We start from the raw sequence: 19,145 nt of genomic DNA on the forward strand, positions 1-19,145 counted from the left end.
CAATCTGTCGCGAGCATCATGGCAACGGGACTACTGCGCGCTGTCTGCCATCGCGCGGCGGCCGCGGGGGTGGCCGATGTATGTTGCCTCGCGGGGGATGGAGACCAGGGTCAGGTCGACCTGGGCGGTTCCGGTTCGCAGCACCACATGGTTCCCGATGGCCCCCGGCTGGTGAATCGACAGGTCCGGCCGAGTCGCGGGCCAGCCCATCGGATCTCCGGTGACATAGATAGTCGTGACACCGGCGTGCGGCGCGGGCGCCAGCACACCGTCTACCACCGTCGCGGTGAATCCGGCATCGGATTGATGGGTCTCCACCGCGAGCTGCAGGCGCTCCGGATTCCCGATGGTCGTCACCAAATTTTCCCAAGCGTGCGTCCGATCGGTACGGATCAGGATGCGCTCGCCGACCGCCAACGCACGGAACACCAACTGCTGGGCCAAATACAGCTCACCGGCCACATACACCGTTGAGATACCGGTACCGACAATCCGGACCGCGACACCCTGACCCTCGTCATCCGACCCGATCAGCTGACCGCACCCCGACGACGGCAGATGCAGCGCACTGATCACATCGATCGGGTACTCGGTCACCGGAACCGCATCGTCGAGATCCGGAATGCCCAGCGGCAGATGCGCGAGCAGACCATCACGCTGTCGCCCGTTCATCGAGATCAGACCCTTGAGTTTCGTGCGCTCCGGCAGCTCCCGCGTGGTCAGCCGCCAGGCCGCACCGACGCTCACCGCTTCGGCCGAACTACCCGGACGCAGCCGCACCGCGACGGTCGTTCCGCGCGAGGGCGCAACCCACAGCTGCGAGAGCAGATCCGAGCCGAGCCGCTTGGGGTCGACCGCGCTACCGATATTCACACTGTTGCCGATTTCGGCGTACCGCCAGCGGTGGGTCAGCGTGCGCGGATCGAAGCCCTGCGTGACCTGCAGAACCGCCTTGCGGATCTCGGGTGCGGTGAGGATGCGAGCGCTGCAGTCGGCGTCCTCCAGCGTGCGCATAATGCGTTGCGTCGCAATGGTTACCGCCCGCGACGCACCCTCACTACCGCCACCGCGCCGGGCCGCTGCCTCCGGGCACGCGATCGCGTCGAAGCTGATGGCGAGCCACACATTCCGGTGCGCGGTCGCGGGCAGCGGACCCAGTAGCGATTCGTAGATCTTGCCCGCGGGCGTACCCGAACGGCTGCGGTGGCCATGGCTGATGATGTCGATACCGCTGAGCAGAATGTCGTGCTGGTTCAGGCATTTCGCCAATTCCGGCAGCGGCAGCAGATGCGAGGCGTGCACGGTAGTGCGAGCGATCCGGGTAAGCCCGCCCTTGGGGGCCAGCACCTCGACGACCGCGACGACTCTCGTTCCGTCCCAATACAACCCGAGCGAGCGACCGTCGGAGCCGCGGAAGTCGACGGTATCCCCGAGCTGGTAATCGCCGCGGGTCAGATAGCGCCACCAGGTCCCGATCCAATCCAGGATGGTGCGCTTGGCGACCGGGATCAGCGGCAGCAGTCCGACGACCACCGCGACGCCCAACGCGGGCCAGGCGGCAACCCCGACCAATAAGGCGAGCAGTCCGGCAACGAGCCCGATCACCTGCGCTATCAGCAGATTCGGCAGTGAGATGCGCCCGAGCAGCGGGCGTGGTCCCGCGCCGGCTTGTTCGGCCATCGTCGTCCCCCAAGTACCCGGTATCGGCCGTATCGCAGCGGCCGAGCTGAACAATAGTCCTCGGGAACTGTACTGTGTTCCGCGAACGCGAGCATTGTTCGGGGAGGGAAACATGCCTTCAAAACCCACTACACGCTGGCAGGTGAGCGGTTACCGCTTCCTGGTCCGGCGGATGGAACACGCGCTGGTGCGCCGGGACGTGCGCATGCTGCACGATCCGATGCGCTCCCAGTCCCGTGCCTACGCGGCCGGATTGATCATGGCGATCGTGGTGCTGGCCGGTTGTGGCGTGCTCGCACTACTGCGTCCACAGGACAAGGTAGGCAGTAGCAAGATCCTGATCGGCAAGGAATCCGGCGCCGTCTACGTGATGATCAACGATGTGGCGCATCCGACGCTGAACCTCGCCTCGGCCCGGTTGGCCGCGGGATCGCCGGAAAAGGCCGTCATCGTCAAGGAATCCGAGATCGGCAAGAAGGCGCGCGGCCAGCTGATCGGCATACCGGGCGCACCTACCTCACTGCATTTCGACAAGGACGGCAAGGGCCGGATCTGGACCGTCTGCGACCAGTTGAAGGTGGACGGCAGCAGGGACCTCACCACCTCGGTGCTCGCCGGAAGTCTCTCGCTCGGCGAGAAGGCGTCGGTGATGGGTAGGGACCGGGCGCTGCTGGTGCAGGGCAAGGATTCGGCGTATCTGGTGTACGAGGGCAAGCGCGCTCGCGTCGACCTCAAGGACCGCGCTGTCACCGACGCATTGAAGATCACCGGCGCGACCGCCCGGCCGATCAGCGAGGGCCTGCTCAATACGATTCCCGAAGTGCTGCCGATCATTCCGCCCCACATCGATAATCCGGGCGGCCCGGTGACCTACTCGGTCGGCAGCCACCGCATCGGCGACGTCGTCCACGTTCCCGCGCAGCCCAATACGGAATACGTTGTGCTGCAAGACGGTCTGCAGCCGATCTCGCCGGTGACCGCCGAGATCATCCGCAACCGAGTCCGCTCGACGTCGGGCAACGACGTCGTCGATCAGATCGACAAGACCTATGCGCCGGTGTCGAGCACACTGCAGGTCGGAACGTACCCACAGGCCGTGCCGTCCATCGTCGACTACAAGGACCAGCCGGTCAGCTGCCTGTCCTGGAAGCCGCTGGCCGCCGCCGCGGACAACAAGGACGGTGGCAATCGCGCCGAACTGACGGTGCTCACCGGTGTGGCCCTGCCGATTCCGGATAACGCCAAACTCGTGCAGCTGGCCCAGGCAGACGGTACCGGCCCCAATGCCGACTCGGTCTACATCCCGCCGGGCACCGGCGCCTTCGTCCAGACCACCGGTATCGAACCCGACAGTCGCCGTAAAGACAGCAAGTTCTACATCGCCGACACCGGTGTCCGCTACGGCATCAAGGACTCCGATGCTGAAAAGGCGCTCGGCATGGATTCGGATTCGGGCACCAAGGCCGAACCAGCGCCGTGGCCGATCGTCGGCCTGCTCGCGGCCGGTCCGAGCCTGGCCCGCGCGGATGCCATGGTCGCCCACGACGGCGTCTCCGCGGATCCCTCGCCCTCGAAATCGCCTGTCGCCTCGGCGAATTGAGTCAGTCCTCGGACATCGAGGCCGCGCGCAACTCGGCGACTTCGCTGCGTAGCGCGCGGATTTCGTCGATCAGCACCGTGATCTCCCCTTCGGTGCGGTCGGCGCTCACCTCGACGGCCTTCAGCTGATCCATTACCCAGCTGGTCGTGGTGCCGATGGCGAAACTGATCAGGCCGATGCCGAGCGTCATCAGGATCAGCGCGATCAGGCGGCCGTGCACGGTCACCGGATACACATCGCCGTAGCCGACCGTGGTCACCGACACCATGGACCACCACAGGGCATCACCGAAGTTGTGGATCTTGCTATCGGGTGCGCCGTATTCGGCATCGAAGAACGCCAGACTGCACAGCACCAGCGTGAGCGCCGAACTGGTGCCGACGAATATCGCGAGCCGGGCGCGCGTCACCCGATTGCGGTTGAGCTGGTCGAGCACCAGTAGCGCCGCCCGCAATAGCCGCACCGGCCGGAACGGCGGCAACAGCACGATCAACAGCTCCAGCGGATGTGTGCGCACGAACCGCCAACGATCGCTGGACAACCAGGTCCGGATGCCGAAGTCCGCGGCGAATGCCGCCCAGATCATGATGTCGATCCGTTCGAGCCAGGCATCGAGCTGCGGTGACGCTCCGGTATCCAGCACATGCCAGGCGTAGACGCTGATGAAGAGCACGGCAAGCACCAGCATCGGAACACCGGTCGCGCGTTCCCAGTTTTGTCTACGGCTCGGGTGGCTGTGTGCTGGGTGCATGGGAACTACCTGTTTCGATCGGGCGCGACACCCTATGTACCGCCGTTTGCCACGACGACGCTACATATCGTCGGAGTTGACCCCGAACCGGCGGCGGATCGGGAACGAGGCGAGGTAGCCGAGCACCAAGGCGCCCCCGATGATCCCGGTGCCGATCAGCGCGACATTGCGAGCCCGATTGTCCGGCGGCGGAGCCGGTTTCGGCACCGCGAGCTGGGCGTTCTTGGCCGGGCTCGGCCGCTTGGGCGGCAGCGGCGTGCTGCCCACCTCATCGGTCAGCGCCGCGACCGGATCGATCGCGCCGTAGCCGATATACGGACTCCACCCCTCGGCGGGCGCATGCGCGGTGGCCTGCATCCGCTTGACCACTTCCAGCGCACTCAGCTCCGGAAAACGGGCACGTACCAGCGCGACCACCCCGGAGACCAGCGGCGTCGCGAAGCTCGTCCCGCTCATCGCCTGTTGCTGCCCTTGCTGATTCACGGTGCCGGTGGCGGTCCCGGTCCCGCGCGGGTCGAGCGAAACCATATTCTCGCCCGGCGCGGCCACACTCACCCAGGGGCCGGGCACGGTGAACTTCGACGGCGCGCCGTTCGAATCGATCGAGCCCACCGAGAGCACATAGTCGTCCCAGCGGGCGGGGCTCACATTGACCTTGACGTTGCTCCACGGATCGGCGGACGGATTGAGTGGATCGATGATCTGCTGTTCGGTCTTGCAGGAGCCGTCCTGGTTTCCGGCGGCCACGACCACGACCACGTCCTTCTCCAGCGTCGCGTATCGCACTGCCGCGCCGATGGATCCGTCGACGTCATTGGACGAGCCGCACCACACCTCGGAGATATTGATGACGCTCACGTTCGCATCGGCCGCACGCCGGATCGCCGAGGCCATGGTGGCCAGATTGCCGTAGCCCTCGGGCAGGTCGTCGGGATTGCGCTCCCTGGCCCGGCCTTCCCTCTGATACATCTTGCTGGTCTGGCGGATGGTCATGATGCGCGCTTCCGGCGCGACACCGGAGAACCCCTGACTATCGATCTTCGAAGCGGCGATCAATCCCGCGACGAAGGTGCCGTGCCCGTCGCAGTCCTCGGTGCCGTCGCCCGAGTTCGCTACGAAGTCGCCACCGGCGATCAATCCGGGCAGGCGAGGATGCCGCGCGACACCGGTATCGATGACCGCGACAGTCTGGCCCTCACCCTTGGAGAACCGCCACGCACTTTCCAGATCGAGGGAGCGCTGAGCGGTCGGAATCGTCGCGCCCTCACCACCGGAGACCGTATTCGAGCAATCGGAATTCGCTGGCCGCTCGGTCTTTTCGGGCGGCGCGGCCGGATCGCCCGCGGGCAGCAGACCAGGATTCACCGCGGGCGGGTGATCCGCGGCAGCCGCACCGGCCCCCAGCCCCAACGACGCGCTCAGGCCCAACGCCACGACCGCCGCCGCGACGCGCAGTTGCGGCTTCACAGCCCGCGAACGAGCGAATAGAGCGAGGCCACCCAAAACACCAGCGGCAGCACGGCGGCCACGAACGCGTACTCGAGCAATTCGACGCCACGGCGCATCGGCGGTGTCGCGGACTGGTTCGGAATGATGATTCCGAGAATCAACGCGGCGACCAGCACTACCATCGCCGCCCCGAAGACGGCCAGCGGCTGCTCCATGCCGATGGCGACGCCGACCATCATGATCAGCACGATTGCCGCGCCGCCGGCGATCAGCACCACGGCCTGTTCCGCGCCCGCGTAGGTCCGGCTGCGGAACATCAGCACCACGGCGGTCACCAGCGCCAGCGCGATACCCGGCCAGTACGGATCCCCGGCGCTGGGATCGGTGCCCGCCAACGCTCCCCCCACCGAGAGCAGCGTGGTCGCCGAGACGAGTCCGGCCAGGTACATCCGGGCCCGTTCGGACTTCACCCGGAGCGCGTCCATGGTCGGCAGCGCGCGGTGATCGTCCGGATCGTCCTCGGTCGGGTCGATCGGGGTGCCGGGGGAGGGCACCGGCGGCAGCGGCAGTTTGGCCAGCAGCATCGAAACCCGCGGCGCGAGCGAAAGACCCGCGAGCCCGAGCGCGGCGACGACGGCGCCGATGGCCTTCTCCGGCTGGTCGGTCAGCACGCCGACCAGCGCGGCCGGTACCGCGTACACGGCGAGCGTGGCCGCGCCGATGAACAGCGCGAGGCCGACGCCCGTGACGCGCCACGCGAGAACCGCTGTCGCGCCGACCAATACCGATCCGAGCAGCAGATGCGCCCAGCCGTAATCGTCTGGCACATAAAGCATTCCGGCGGTGAACGCGGCGGGCAGCGCGCAGCCCCCGAGTACCAGCGCGGTCGAGGTATCGCCGTACATCCTGCTGAGCACCATGCCGGCGACCACGAGCAGAATCGCCACGGTCAACGCGAGCGAACCGCTAACCCAGCCTGGCAGTGCACCTTTGGACAGCAGCAGACCGAGGCAACCGACGATCATGGTGAGCGCGGCCAGCACCGACCCGGTGATCCGCGCGACCTTCGGTGTCCAGCTGCGATAGTGATCGGCGTCGGCGATCGCGACGTTGTACATGATGTCGTCGAACAGCGGCGTCGGTGCGGTATGCGAGGCGCTCTCCAACATGAGCAGTTCGCCGTCGCGCACGCCGTGCTCGCCGAGGCTCAGCGAATTGGAGAACGGGGGATGGCCGATTCGGGCCAGCACCCATTCGGCGGGCTCGAAACGCTCGCCCTCATTGTCGAAATCGTTGGTGCGGCTGTGTTGAGCGACCATATCGACGACACTCGGAATCACCAGCGCGACCGGCACATCGACCGGAATCGCCATATCAACCTGAGTGTGCTTCGCGAGAATCGTGACCCGGGCAAGATCGGGCGCACGGACGATGCCGCGCGAGGATTCTTCGTCGATGTGGTCAAGTCGCGCGTGCGTCAAGCTTCCCCCAACTCGGTCTCTACCTCGTATTTCCGCGTCCCGTGAGCGAGGGGGCCGAGCTTGCGAACCCACCGTTCGGGCAGCAGAATGCTGGTCGAACTGTACGACATGTCAGCTGTGCCCTCTACACTGAGGCCGAAAAAGTGCAGCTTGCGAAGAGGGGGATCTCGTCCGATGAGTACTGTCCGGTTCCAGCGGCGTGCGCGTCGCGAGATGCCGCGCACGCCAGGTGGCGAGGTCACGCTGCAGCCGCCGCCCGAAATCCCAAGGGTGACACCGGGCAGCCTGGTATCGAAGCTGATGCCGGTCGTGATGGTCGTCGGCATGGTCGGCATGATGGCGCTGCTGTTCACCCAGGGTGGCAGCATCGCGTCGAACCCGATGAGCATGATGTTCCCGATGATGATGGTCGTCTCCATGGTCGGCATGTTCGCCGGTCAGGGGGGCGGCAAGGGACAGAAGGCAGCCGAGGCGAACGAGGACCGCAAGGACTATCTGCGCTACCTCGACCAGGTTCGCAAGGATGTCGACCAGACCGCCACCCAGCAGCGCGCCTCGGTCGAATGGAGCCATCCCGAGCCGGGTCTCATCTGGATGCTGGCGGGCACCAGCCGCATGTGGGAACGTCGCGCCGGGGACAAGGACTTCTGCCACGCCCGCATCGGCATCGGCGGACAGCGTCTGGCCACCCGTCTGGTCGCGCCGGAGACCGGCCCGGTCGAGGAATTGGAGCCGATCGCGGCGGTCTCGCTGCGCCGCTTCGTGCGCGCGCACTCCACGGTTCCGGATCTGCCGACGGCGATCGCGGTCAAGGGCTTCGCGACCATCGCACTCGACGGCGACCGCGCCGAAGCTCGCGATATGACCCGCGCAATGCTGTTGCAGCTGTGCATGTTCCAGGCACCGGACCAGGTGCTCATCGCCGTCGTCTGCGGCCCGGACACCGCCCGCGAATGGGAATGGACCAAGTGGCTGCCGCACACTCAACATCCGGACGCGCAGGACGGCATCGGCACCGAGCGAATGTTCTACGGCTCGATCCGGGAGGCCACCGCGGGGCTGCATCCGTTGCTGGCCAACCGCGTTCGCTATTCGCGCAACCAGCCCGCCAATGCCAACCTGGTGCATATCGTCATTGTCGTCGACGGCGGCCTGCTCGAGGCCGAAGAAGACCAACTTCGCGAATCCGGTTACGAAGGCGTGACCATCATCGACTTGTGCGGCTACGCACCGCGTTTGGCGGTTTCGCGCGGCATCAAGATGGTTGTCGAGAACGGTGAATGCGTCGGTCGCGGCGCCACCGGAAACCAGGAGCGTTTCGCGCTCATCGACCGAATCAGTCCGCAGCAGGCCCAGCAGGTCGCACGCCGCCTCGCGCCGTATCGCGCCGCGACCCAGCGCAGCAGCGATGCCGAACACGATGACGCCGAAGTGATCTCGACCTGGACCCAGCTGATGAAGCTCGGCGACATCGGCACATTCAATCCCGAGCACGCCTGGCGTCCCCGCTACGGCCGCGAGCGGCTGCGCGTGCCCTTCGGTGTGGGCGCGGACGGCGCGCCCATCGAACTCGATATCAAGGAAGCCGCCGAAAGCGGTATGGGTCCGCACGGATTGTGCATCGGCGCAACCGGTTCCGGTAAATCGGAATTCCTGCGCACCCTGGTGCTCAGCCTGTTGGCCACGCATTCGCCGGACCAGCTGAACCTGGTGCTCGTCGACTTCAAGGGTGGTGCGACCTTCCTCGGCCTGGACGGTGTCCCGCACGTCGCTGCCGTCATCACCAACCTCGAAGAGGAAGCCGACCTCGTCGACCGTATGCGCGACGCCCTGGCCGGTGAAATGAACCGCCGCCAAGAGGTACTGCGTCAGGCGGGCAACTTCGCCAACGTCTCCGAATACGAAAAGGCGCGCGCCGCGGGCGCCGATCTGGACCCGCTGCCGGCACTGTTCGTCGTGCTCGACGAGTTCTCCGAATTGCTCACCCAGCACCCGGATTTCGCCGAACTGTTCGTGATGATCGGCCGCCTCGGCCGCTCGCTGCATGTGCACCTGCTGTTGGCCTCGCAGCGCCTCGAAGAGGGCAAGCTGAAGGGTCTGGAGAGCCACCTCTCCTACCGCATCGGTCTGAAGACATTCTCCGCCAACGAATCCCGCCAGGTCCTCGGCGTCCCGGACGCCTACAACCTGCCCGGCATCCCCGGCGGTGGTTACCTCAAGTCCGACTCCGGCGAGATCCAGCGCTTCCAGGCCTCCTACGTCTCCGGCCCCTACGTCGGCGGCGGCTCCCAACGCGAGGTCACCCAAGCCGGCGTCGCGGGCGGCGAAATCGATATCAAGGCAAGGCCGTTCACCGCCACCCACGTCGACTTCCGCGCCATCGACCGCATCCCACTGCCGTCCGAGCCGACACACGATCCCGAACCGCAGTCCGAAGACGGCGAACAGATCTCCAACCTCAATATGCTGGCCTCCCGCATCCGCGGCCACGGCCGCCCGGCCCACGAGATCTGGCTCCCGCCCCTGGACGAGGCCCCGACCCTCGACCAACTCATCCCGCGCAGCGTGCTCACCGGCGAATACTCCGCCGTCGCCACCCTGCGCGCCCCCATGGGCATCGTCGACCGCCCCTACGACCAGCGCCGCGACCCCTTCGTCGTGGACTTGTCGGGTTCACGAGGCAATGTCGCAGTCGTCGGCGGCCCCCAGTCGGGCAAATCCACGGCCCTGCGCACGATGATCATGGCCTTGTCCCTCACCCACACCGCCGAACAGGTGCAGTTCTACTGCCTCGACTTCGGTGGCGGTACCCTGGCCAGCCTCGAAGGCCTGCCGCATGTGGGTTCGGTGGCCAGCCGTCTCGATGAGGACAAGGTCCGGCGCACCATCGCCGAAATGACGACCATCGTCCGTCAGCGCGAAGCGCGGTTCCGCCAACTGGGCATCGAGTCGATGACCGAATTCCGCCGTCTGCGCGCCATGGACCCGGCCAGCAGTCCCGGTGCGGCTGGGGCGCACGAGGATCCGTTCGGTGACGTCTTCCTGGTCATCGACGGCTTCGGTTCCATCCGCCAGGACTTCGACCCTCTCGAACAGCCCATCATGAACCTCGCGGTCCAGGGCCTGTCCTACGGCGTCCACGTGGTCATCGCCCTCGCCCGCTGGGCCGAAGCGCGTCCCGCCCTGAAAGACCAGATCGGCACCCGCATCGAACTCCGTCTCGGTGACCCCATGGATTCCGACCTCGGCCGCAAGTTCGCCGCCCTGGTACCCCAGGGGCGCCCGGGTCGCGGCATGACCCCCGAATGCCTGCACATGTTGACCGGTCTGCCGCGCATCGATGGCAGTGCCGCCCAGGAAAACCTCGGCCAGGCAGTGGCGGACGCGGTGGCGACCATTGCCCGTCTGACTCCTGGCAGGCCCGCTCCGGCCGCCAGAATGCTTCCGGAAATGTTGCCGCGCGAGCAATTGCTGCAGCTCGCGGGCAACTGGCCCTCCCAGGTCGACCCGGAAGCCAAGTGCATGCGAATTCCACTCGGCATCAACGAATCCGAGCTTGCGCCCGTCTACCTCGACTTCAACGAGAGCCCGCACTTCATCGTCATCGGTGATACCGAAAGCGGTAAGACGACACTGCTCCGGTCGATTATCGAGAGCATCGCGGCCTCGAACACACCGGATCAGGCGCGTTTCATCCTCGGTGACTACCGACGGTCGATGCTGGGACTCGTGCCCAACGGATACCTCGCCGGATACGGTTCCACCGCACCGCAATTCACCCAGAACATGGCCGATCTCGCCGCCTATGTGGCCCAGCGGACCCCCGGCTCCGACGTCACGCCGCAGCAACTGCGTGATCGCTCTTGGTGGCGGGGTCCGGAACTGTACGTCATCGTCGACGACTACGACTTGGTCGCCTCATCCAGCGGCAACCCGGTATCGGCGCTGTTGGAACACCTTCCGCATGCCCGAGATCTGGGTTTCCACGTGATCATCGCGCGGCGCTCCGGTGGCGCGAGTCGCGCACTGTACGAAGCGACGGTCGCGCGCATGAAGGACCTCGGATCGGCCGCTCTGGTCATGAGCTGCAATAAGGATGAGGGCGTTTTGTTCGGTAACACGCGTCCGGGTATCAAACCCCCCGGGCGTGGTACCTACGTCACGCGTAACAGCGAAGGTCTGATCCAGTTGGCCTGGATGCCTCCGGCGGAGTGATGCCGAGCGTCGATCTAGTGGTGACGGACACCCGCGTATGGGCGCGCGGTCCGGCCACCCATTGGGATACGCCGCCTTCGGTGGTGCTCGGTAGCGACGGGGATCTCGTTGTCGGAGAGCCGCTTACACCGCCGACACAGGTGAGCTCCGCGGTCCAGTATGTGGGCGGGGACCGCATAGCCCTGCTGCCGCGTGTTCCGGCCGTCGCCGAAGCGATGACGGCGGTGGTCGGAACAGTCCTGCGGAACCTCGGTGCGGCGATTCCGTGCGAACAGGTGACCGTGGTGTGCCCGACCGAATGGGGCAGGCGGCGACGTGCGGTCATCGACGATGCTGTTCGGCGCTTCGCCACCGATATCGTGTTCGAGGACATGGCAATACGCGCCGTTGTCACCGATGCGGGTACCGCGCGCAGCAGGCGCACCGTTGTGTTGGAGTTCGGCCCGCTCTCGACCACAGCGACCGCTGTCGTGCGCAGCCATCAGGGCACTCACATCGAATCGTGTGAGCATGAACCGAATCTCGCGATTGCCGACATCGCGCCGGATGCGGCGGGGGACGAACAGCTGGCCACTCTTTTCGATCGTCTGCTCGGCGGGCAACCTGCCGATGTCGTTCAGGCGGTGGGTGTTTCGGATTCGGCGAAGCTTGATGTGATCAGGTCGGTGGCACAGCGGTTCTGCGGACCGGCGGTCGAAGTCCGTCCGGTCGCGGGCGCTGATCTCGTGCGTGGGTCGCGGCTGGAACCGGAGTACCAGCCCGAGATCGCGCCATTGCCGACCACGGAGTGGATGCAGCCGCTGCGGCAGCGGGCAGCGGCGATGCAGCCGCCTGGGCGCAATACGAAGGTGTACGTGGTGAGTGCCGTGGCTGCGGTTGCGGTGGTGGCCGCTGCGGCCGTCGGGGCAGTGTTCGCGTTCGGCGGCTCGGATGACCACCCAACCGCCGCACCGGCGAGCACAGCTGTCTCCGTGCGTCCCACGCCGCCGTCGACCAGCGCGCAGCCATCGACGACGGCCCGAGCATCGGAAACCGTTGGGCGCGTACGCTTCCAGATACCGGCTGGATGGCGATTCGCGCAGGCGCCTGACCCGAACAAGTCTCGGGTCGATCTCGTCCCGTCGGACGGAACTCGGATGCGCATCACCGTGATCCAGACCCCGGTCGCAACGGGCGCCGGATACGAGCAGGTCGCGGCGAATCTCGAGGCCCAGATGAAGCAGCGGCCGAGTGGTACGGTCGGCGAGCTGAAGCGCGACATAGTATTCGGCGGTAAATCGGGCCTGGCCTACACCGAACAGCCCGGTGATGGCTCAACTGTGAACTGGCATGTATTGGTGGAGCAGGGACTTCAGATCAGCACCGGGTGCCAGTACTTCGGTAGCTGGGACTCGATCGCGCAGACCTGTGCGCAGTTCGCGGCATCCATTCAGACGACGCCGTAATCGCTGTTCCGCCCAAATAATTCGTGCCCCCGGCAAACTGCCGGGGGCACGAATGGTTCCGAGTCGAATCTCAGAAGAGGCCAGCGAGCGCGGTGTCCGTGCCCTGAAGCTCGGAGTTGCCCTTGTCGACGAGCTGAGCGGCGCCGTGCAGGGTCGTGTTCAGCTGAACGACATGCTGGTTCCAGGTCGTCTGGTACTGGTCGAACGCTTCCTTCGCCGCACCACCCTGGGTGTCGAAGAAGGCCTTCACCTTCTTCTCGAAGGCCTCGAGCTCGTTGCGGATGGTCTCGGCGCGGTTGATGATCTGACGCGCGCCGTCTGCAACACCGTCGAAATTAGCGGAGATGGGCTTGCCACTGCTCATTGTTCAGGCTCCTATGCTGCGTGGTTTTGGAGTTTAGACCGCAGGCAGGTCGAGGCTGGAAACCTGCGCCTGCACCTTGGAGGCGAAGTCGTCGGTCTGATCAGAGAACGAGTTGCTCATCTTGAGCAGCTTCTCGGAGGTCTCCATCAGCTGGTCGTTCATCTTGTCGGCCTGGAAGTAGTAGCGCTCCATGAAGGCGTTGAACGCGTCGCGGGCCGCACCCTGCCAGTTGGCGCCGTTCGTCACGTTGTCTTCATCGGTCTTCAACTGCCGGATGGCCATCATCAGGCTGTTGTGCTGCTCCTGGAATTCCTTCGCCTTCGCATTGATACCCTCGGTATCCGCAGCGAAATTCCCTGGTGAAGTCATCGCTTCTGCTCCTGGTTCTGGTTGTGGTCAATCCAAGTGCGAGTTGACCTCGTTCATACGGTTGGACGCGTCCTCGGCCCGTTCGGTTCCATCCAGTTCGAAAGAATCTGATAGATCCACCGCGTCGCACGGGCGCTGTAGCGTTGTCGACCGGCTACATCACGGTCGGAGGGCCTCAGAGATCCCCCCGGATGTCTCGGACCGCAATGTCGTCGTCTCGGTCGCCACCAGCACACCGATCCCCTCCTTCCCCCTGTTCGCGGCCACTTGAACTGGCGAGTGGGCTGGCTGCGAACACCCTACCGAACAGCGCGCTCTCGCGTCTACAAGACAGATCCCAGTTCGATAAGAGCTGTGGATAACCCTGGCGTTGCGCTACTTGACGACCTTGGCGATCGTCGGAACCATCTTGTCCGCCAGTGTGTCCTGGGACTGTGCGGTCCACACCTGGAACGCCTGCACTGTCGACGGATCATCGACCACAACGATCTTCGCGTTGCTTGACAGAATGCTCCCCGGCAAGCCACGCAGTCCGCCGTTCCCTGCCTGGCTATCGGTCCGCAGCACGATCACGACCTCGGAATCGACATCTGCCGAATAACTCGCGGCCGAAAGTGCGCGTGGTGACTTCTCGTCGCCGACGGCCTTGTATTTGGTGCTGTAGGCAAAGCCGAGGTTCTGCAGGAACTTGGATTGGTCGCTGGGGTTGAGCACCACCGAGAGGGTCGAGTTGCCGAAATTGAACGCGGTGACAGTCTTTCCCGAGAATTGCGGATTGGCGTTCCGCGCTTCGGCCACCTTGTCGCCACCGCCGCCGGAGTCGGATTTACCGTTGGTGAGGAAAAAGGTTCCAGCCGCGACGGCGGCGATGACGACAACCGCGAGAGCCGCTGGTACCAGGATTCGGCGGATGGCCGACCGTGGGGAGTGATTTCGCTGCGTCGCGATCAAGCTTTGGTCCGTATTCTCCTGCGGCGCGAATCCGGTAGCAGGAGTTCGGGGTTGGGTGTGGTAGCCGGGGGCGTGGGGACCCCCGGTGACCGGCATGGTCGGGTTGGTCGAATATCCCGCGACAGGCATGCGGTTATCGGTCGAATATCCGGCCTCCGGAGCGCGGAATTGAGTGCCGTATAAGGCGGCCTCTGCGGCTTGGGTGAACTCCCGACACGTCGCGTAGCGCTGTGTCGGATCCTTGGCCATCACCTTCTCGATCACCGCATCCAAGGCGGGCGGCAGGCCCGGTCGAACCGCACTCAATTTCGGCGGCGGCTCGTGCAGATGGCCCATCATGACGACGGCCGGCATGGTCGACGGATACGGGTTCTGCCCGGTCAGCAGCTTGAAGAACGAGCAGCCCAGGCTGTAGATATCGGCGCGATTGTCCAGGCTGGTTCCGACCAATTGCTCGGGTGGGGCATAGGCGACGGTGGCCATGAAATTGCCGGTCGCGGTGAGGTCTTGGCCGTCCTCGGACGACTTCGCGACACCGAAGTCGGTGAGCAGTACTCGTTCCTCATCACCCGCTTCGGCGGCGGAGAGCAAGAAGTTCGCCGGTTTCACATCTCGGTGCAGCAGCCCGCGTCGGTGCGCGTAGTCGAGCCCTTTGCCCACCTCGGACACGATCCGCAGGGCTCGCTGCGGGGTCATCACGGAGGGCCCCTTCTTGGCCTCGTCCGAGGCATCGACACCGTCGACGTACTGCATGGCGATCCACAGCTGGCCGTTCTCCTCGCCGCGGTTGTACACCGCGACGATATTCGGATGATCGAGTCCGGCGGCCAGATTCGCTTCGCGCTCGAAGCGGGCGCGGAATTCGTCATCGGTGGACAGGTCGGCGCTGAGAACCTTCAATGCGTCACGACGGGGGAGGATCGGGTTCTGGGCCAGGTACACCGTGCCCATACCGCCGCTGCCGAGAACTTGAAGTACCCGGTAGCCACCTACGATTGCGCCGGGCCGCAACGCCATTCGGTCCTCCTCGATGATGTCGAACGCCCGGACATGCGAGCCTCCGTCAGAAATCTAGCAAGTCGTCGGTGGGTATTCGAGTCGCATCCGAACCGTCCTCAACGGCTCTGCAGCAGGACATACTGCGCGGAGACCTTCTGGTGCAGATCCTGCAGCTGCTTGCCGAACGCCTGCACGACGTACCGATCGACCTGGAACATACACAGATTCATCGAGCCGGTCGGATTCTTATCGGTTACTCCATCCGCGAAACATTGGACATGTTCGCCGAGTCCGGCCGGGGCGCCGACCATCTTCTGATCCGGTTTCAATGGCTGCCACTTCGTCCAGAGGTCGTCGGCGTCCTTCAGGGATTTGGTTCGGAAGACGACGGCATCACCGAACGACACCAGATCGACGCCGTGCTTCTCCAGTTCCGGCAGTGTTGCCTGACCGGCATTCATCAACGACACCGTCCCGCGGCCGCTGAAAACACCGTCGGGCTCTGCGCGAATGGGTCTTTCCGGATTGCTGGGTATGGTTCGGCCGAGCAAACCCTGTGGATCGAGCGGGATACGTGAGAGCTCGCCGGCCGGAGTCGGCTGGAACTTGTCGAGCAGCGGGAGTTGCACTCCGAGCATCTTCTCGACCTGCGATGCCAACGCGGGCAGATCGGGTGCCGAGGTATCGTCCACCACTTTGATGTAGACGACATATCGGTCGTGCACCGTCCACGAGCCGACCGAGGAGATATCCGGTCGCCAATGTGCGTACGTATTCGGCTGCGCGATCGGAACAGGCTGATTGTCGGCGTTGTAGGTGAAGTCGTCGTGTTCGAGGGTCGGTCCGACTGCCGACGCGGTTTGCGCATCCGGGAACATCAGCACCGCGACATTCAGCGTTCGCCGCTTGTCCTCCTGCGCGCCCCCGCTTCGCCATGCGTTGACCCAGCCCGCGACCAAGTCCTTCGCGACATCATCGAAGGTGTCGTTGATGACGAGGCTGCCGAGGGTCTTGCGGTTGAGGACAATATGTGTCGCGATGCCCCAGGCGTCCTCAACGTAAACGGGGTCGGCTTCGTACGGCAGCGCCACATAGTCGGCCAGTCGTTGTGCCTCCCGCGCCCGAGCTTGTTTGTCGCTCTTGGCATTACCCACTTGGCGCGGCTTGGTCTGATAGTTGCCTACATCGAGCTTCGATACATCGGGTTGCACGCGGACCGGCTCGCCGGTCACCTGGGCACCACACCCTGACAACGCGGTCGTCAACGCCGCGGCCGTGCACAGTGCCGCCACCCATCGAACGGCCGTCGGCTTCGTCGCGAGCTTCATGCCTCCCCTAACGCCCGTAAGCAAGTAACTTGTATTGCGCGGCGGCCTTTTGATATGCCTCCTGCACGTTGGTTCCCACGACTCGCGCGACGTATCTGTCGTATGCGAGATAGCACACGGGCGGATATGTAAGCGAAGGGCTCTTTTTATCCTTGACATCGAAACACTTGGCGTCGGGCATATTCGGGGGTGCGTCGACCGGACGGTATTTATCGGCCTTCTGATCGATCATGGCGGCGATGAGACGGACTGTGCTGCTCGAATCCCGGGTGCGATATACCTTCTCACCGGCGTACGCGACCAGATCGACGCCCGCATCGTCGTAAGCCGCCTTGGCGAGTGCGGGGAAGTTCTCCGAATGCAGCGCGACGTGTCCGGGCATCAGCACCGTGCGGTCGATTCCGGATACGCTCTTCTGCCGCTCTTCGAGCGGTAGCGTCCGTCCGAGTAATCCGTCCACATCCATAGGGAGGGATGCGATTTGATCGACCGGAGTCGGCGAGTAGTCCTTCAGCATCTCGATCTGTTCAGTGAAGGCCGCCTGGGTGAAAGCGATCAGCGGTGCGGTGTCGACAGGTTCACTAACCGGATCGTCGATATGCACGTATAGCAGCATGGCGTCGTGTACGAGGAACGAGTCCAGGGTCCGTTTGCTTGGCGACCATTTCGCACGAGCAGTCGGATGCCCAGGGATCGTCACGGTCTCGCCGGGCAGCACTTCGGTCTGACGGTCCGCGAGGCGACGAGCCGCGGTCTCGGCCTTGCCCTGGTCCGAGAACCGGAGCGTATCCATGATCACCGAACTGCCGAGCCAGAACGGGCTCCGGCGCTCACCCGTCGTCTCCCACCCGGCGACGAGTCCTTGTGCGAGATCAGGGAATTCCTTGTTATCGATCGATGAGATGGTTGCCGGGGATTTCAGGGTGGTCCGCCCATCGATCGTTGCCAGGCGTTGGAAAGCGAATTTTCCATCTATATCGAAAGGTAGTGGTACCGAGTTTCCGAGCCGTACCGACTCTAGATAGCCCCCCGAGTCGGCATTGCGCGTGGTTTCCATATCGCGCGGTGTTGTCGGATAGTTGCCGGAATCCAGTTTGGCAACGTCGATGGTCGGCGTGGTCGTGCCCTGGCTGTCACCGCAGGCAGTGGTCGCCGCGAGCGCCACGGCGATGATGGCGTACAGACTGTGTCGCAATCGCATGGTCGGACTCATTCACTCTTCGCCAGAATCGCGTACTGAGCGGCGGCACGTTGGTACAGCACCGGGTCTACCGCCCCTGCGAATCCTCTTGCGACGACGACGGCTACGTATCGCCCGTAGACCACAGCGCAGAACTGGTCGAAATTCCTGTTAGCAGTGGCGGTATCGAGCTTGACGCACCGGACGTCGGGGAGACCCGGTGGCGGTGCAAGTACTTCGTCGTTCTTACCAGTCTTGGCCAGCGCGGACTGTAGGTGGAAGGCGCCGGGGAGGTCACGAGCACGGTAGATGATCGCGCCGCGGCGGCCGACCAGATCGACCCCGCTCTCCTCGAATGCCTTGCGAATATCGATCGGGTTGCGCTCGAAGTGCAGTTCACCCGAGGGGTCGAAGTAGCCGAAGTCCGCCTTGCCGATGAACGGGTCGCTGTAGTCCGGGGCCTCTGGCAGGGCTCGCCGCATGATGCTGTCCGGATCAGTGGGCAGGTCGAGGAGATCGTCCAGCGGTATGGGCTTCTGCTGGTCCAATCGGGTGAACTGGAGGTCGATCGTCTTTTCGATATTGTCCGCGATTGCCGCCTGGTTCGGTTGGGGCAGTGCGTGATTCACCACGACCACATAGGGGCCGTGCGCGGTGAACGAGATGATCGTTCGGTCGTCCGCGGACGATGCCCGAGCATCCGTATGCCCCGGGATGGGCACCGGATGCCGGCCAGGATCACTGTTCGCGACCTGATCGAACTGGTCGGCAGCGGCACGACCGGCCGCGTCGGTAGGAAAGCGCAGAACCGAGATGATCAACTTCTTGTGGTTGCGGAGATTGTCGTTGCCGCCCACGACATAAACCCCGGCAAGCAGGTTGTTGTCCGTTGCGACGGGTCGGTACTTCTCTGGAAAGTATTTCTCGCCGATCATCGACTCGGCGTCGGACATGAACTTCTGATTCGACGTGTCGCTGATTTCGCTGTCGATCTCATAGGGATGCACCAGGTAGTTGAGCATCCGGCGCGCTTCGATCAGCCGCATGTCGGGAATGCTGCTGATGCGGGGGTCATAGGTGGTCGGCTCCAGGGCGTACGCCCCCGTCTTCAACGTCGCCACGTCCACCGGTGCCAACCCCGGCCCCGGATGCCCCGTCACGCTCGCCGCGCAACCCGCGCTCACCACGGCGAGCAACGCGACGAATCCGCCTATGAACCTCATACTTCCCCCGTTCCATCTCCCCGTTCGCATACTTCCCGCGGGATCCTACTCGACGCAAGCCACCAGCACCGGGGGCCAGTTTGCCGGTGTCAGCCTGTCCGGATCGGCAG

Annotated in this window: 13 protein-coding genes; 3 read left to right on the plus strand and 10 right to left on the minus strand. The window is 64.6% G+C overall.

All coding sequences use genetic code 11. The annotated features are described in order from the left end of the window. Window positions 1-30: 30 nt before the first annotated feature. Window positions 31-1,680, minus strand: a complete 1,650-nt coding sequence (eccE, locus tag AB0J47_RS16690; protein ID WP_364346202.1) for a type VII secretion protein EccE — start codon at window positions 1,678-1,680, stop codon at window positions 31-33. A 112-nt stretch (window positions 1,681-1,792) separates the two neighbouring features. Between eccE and eccB the strand changes: the two genes are divergently transcribed. Next, the gene (gene eccB / locus AB0J47_RS16695; RefSeq protein WP_364346204.1) at window positions 1,793-3,280 is read left to right on the plus strand and encodes a type VII secretion protein EccB; all 1,488 of its coding nucleotides are present in this window, start codon (window positions 1,793-1,795) and stop codon (window positions 3,278-3,280) included. Window position 3,281: 1 nt separating this feature from the next. Here eccB and AB0J47_RS16700 read toward each other — a convergent pair whose 3' ends face one another. The 3 genes from AB0J47_RS16700 to eccD are packed head-to-tail and all read right to left on the minus strand — an operon-like array spanning window position 3,282 to window position 6,961. Next, window positions 3,282-4,031: a potassium channel family protein gene (locus AB0J47_RS16700; protein ID WP_364346206.1), complete on the minus strand. Its 750-nt coding sequence runs from the start codon at window positions 4,029-4,031 to the stop codon at window positions 3,282-3,284. A 60-nt stretch (window positions 4,032-4,091) separates the two neighbouring features. After that, a complete protein-coding gene (gene mycP / locus AB0J47_RS16705; RefSeq protein ID WP_364346208.1) occupies window positions 4,092-5,498 on the minus strand; it encodes a type VII secretion-associated serine protease mycosin in 1,407 nt (468 codons plus the stop codon). Further along, window positions 5,495-6,961: a type VII secretion integral membrane protein EccD gene (gene eccD, locus AB0J47_RS16710; RefSeq protein WP_364346210.1), complete on the minus strand. Its 1,467-nt coding sequence runs from the start codon at window positions 6,959-6,961 to the stop codon at window positions 5,495-5,497. Before eccD ends, mycP begins: the two co-directional genes overlap by 4 nt. A gap of 174 nt (window positions 6,962-7,135) precedes the next feature. Between eccD and eccCa the strand changes: the two genes are divergently transcribed. Beyond that, on the plus strand, window positions 7,136-11,176 hold the full coding sequence (eccCa, locus tag AB0J47_RS16715) for a type VII secretion protein EccCa (protein ID WP_364346212.1): 4,041 nt from the start codon (window positions 7,136-7,138) through the stop codon (window positions 11,174-11,176). A 20-nt stretch (window positions 11,177-11,196) separates the two neighbouring features. Further along, entirely contained in the window at window positions 11,197-12,621 is a 1,425-nt protein-coding gene (locus tag AB0J47_RS16720; RefSeq protein WP_364346214.1) for a type VII secretion-associated protein, read from the plus strand. A 70-nt stretch (window positions 12,622-12,691) separates the two neighbouring features. Here the strand turns inward: AB0J47_RS16720 and AB0J47_RS16725 are convergent, their stop codons facing one another. The 6 genes from AB0J47_RS16725 to AB0J47_RS16750 all read right to left on the minus strand — a co-directional run bounded on the left by AB0J47_RS16725 (window position 12,692) and on the right by AB0J47_RS16750 (window position 19,035). Further along, window positions 12,692-12,985, minus strand: coding sequence for a WXG100 family type VII secretion target (locus AB0J47_RS16725; RefSeq protein ID WP_364346216.1), 294 nt, complete (start codon window positions 12,983-12,985; stop codon window positions 12,692-12,694). Between the two features lie 33 nt (window positions 12,986-13,018). Beyond that, entirely contained in the window at window positions 13,019-13,354 is a 336-nt protein-coding gene (locus AB0J47_RS16730; protein WP_364346218.1) for a WXG100 family type VII secretion target, read from the minus strand. Between the two features lie 375 nt (window positions 13,355-13,729). Next, the gene (locus tag AB0J47_RS16735) at window positions 13,730-15,322 is read right to left on the minus strand and encodes a serine/threonine-protein kinase (RefSeq protein ID WP_364346220.1); all 1,593 of its coding nucleotides are present in this window, start codon (window positions 15,320-15,322) and stop codon (window positions 13,730-13,732) included. A gap of 98 nt (window positions 15,323-15,420) precedes the next feature. Beyond that, window positions 15,421-16,632 (minus strand): hypothetical protein, encoded by a 1,212-nt coding sequence (locus AB0J47_RS16740; RefSeq protein ID WP_364346222.1) that lies wholly within the window; start codon window positions 16,630-16,632, stop codon window positions 15,421-15,423. A gap of 7 nt (window positions 16,633-16,639) precedes the next feature. Further along, window positions 16,640-17,833 carry a hypothetical protein gene (locus AB0J47_RS16745; RefSeq protein ID WP_364346224.1) on the minus strand — a complete coding sequence of 398 codons (1,194 nt, stop codon included), beginning with the start codon at window positions 17,831-17,833 and terminating at the stop codon, window positions 16,640-16,642. A gap of 8 nt (window positions 17,834-17,841) precedes the next feature. After that, on the minus strand, window positions 17,842-19,035 hold the full coding sequence (locus AB0J47_RS16750) for a hypothetical protein (RefSeq protein WP_364346226.1): 1,194 nt from the start codon (window positions 19,033-19,035) through the stop codon (window positions 17,842-17,844). Window positions 19,036-19,145: the final 110 nt, after the last annotated feature.

Source organism: Nocardia sp. NPDC049737, assembly GCF_040674755.1.
GTDB lineage: Bacteria > Actinomycetota > Actinomycetes > Mycobacteriales > Mycobacteriaceae > Nocardia.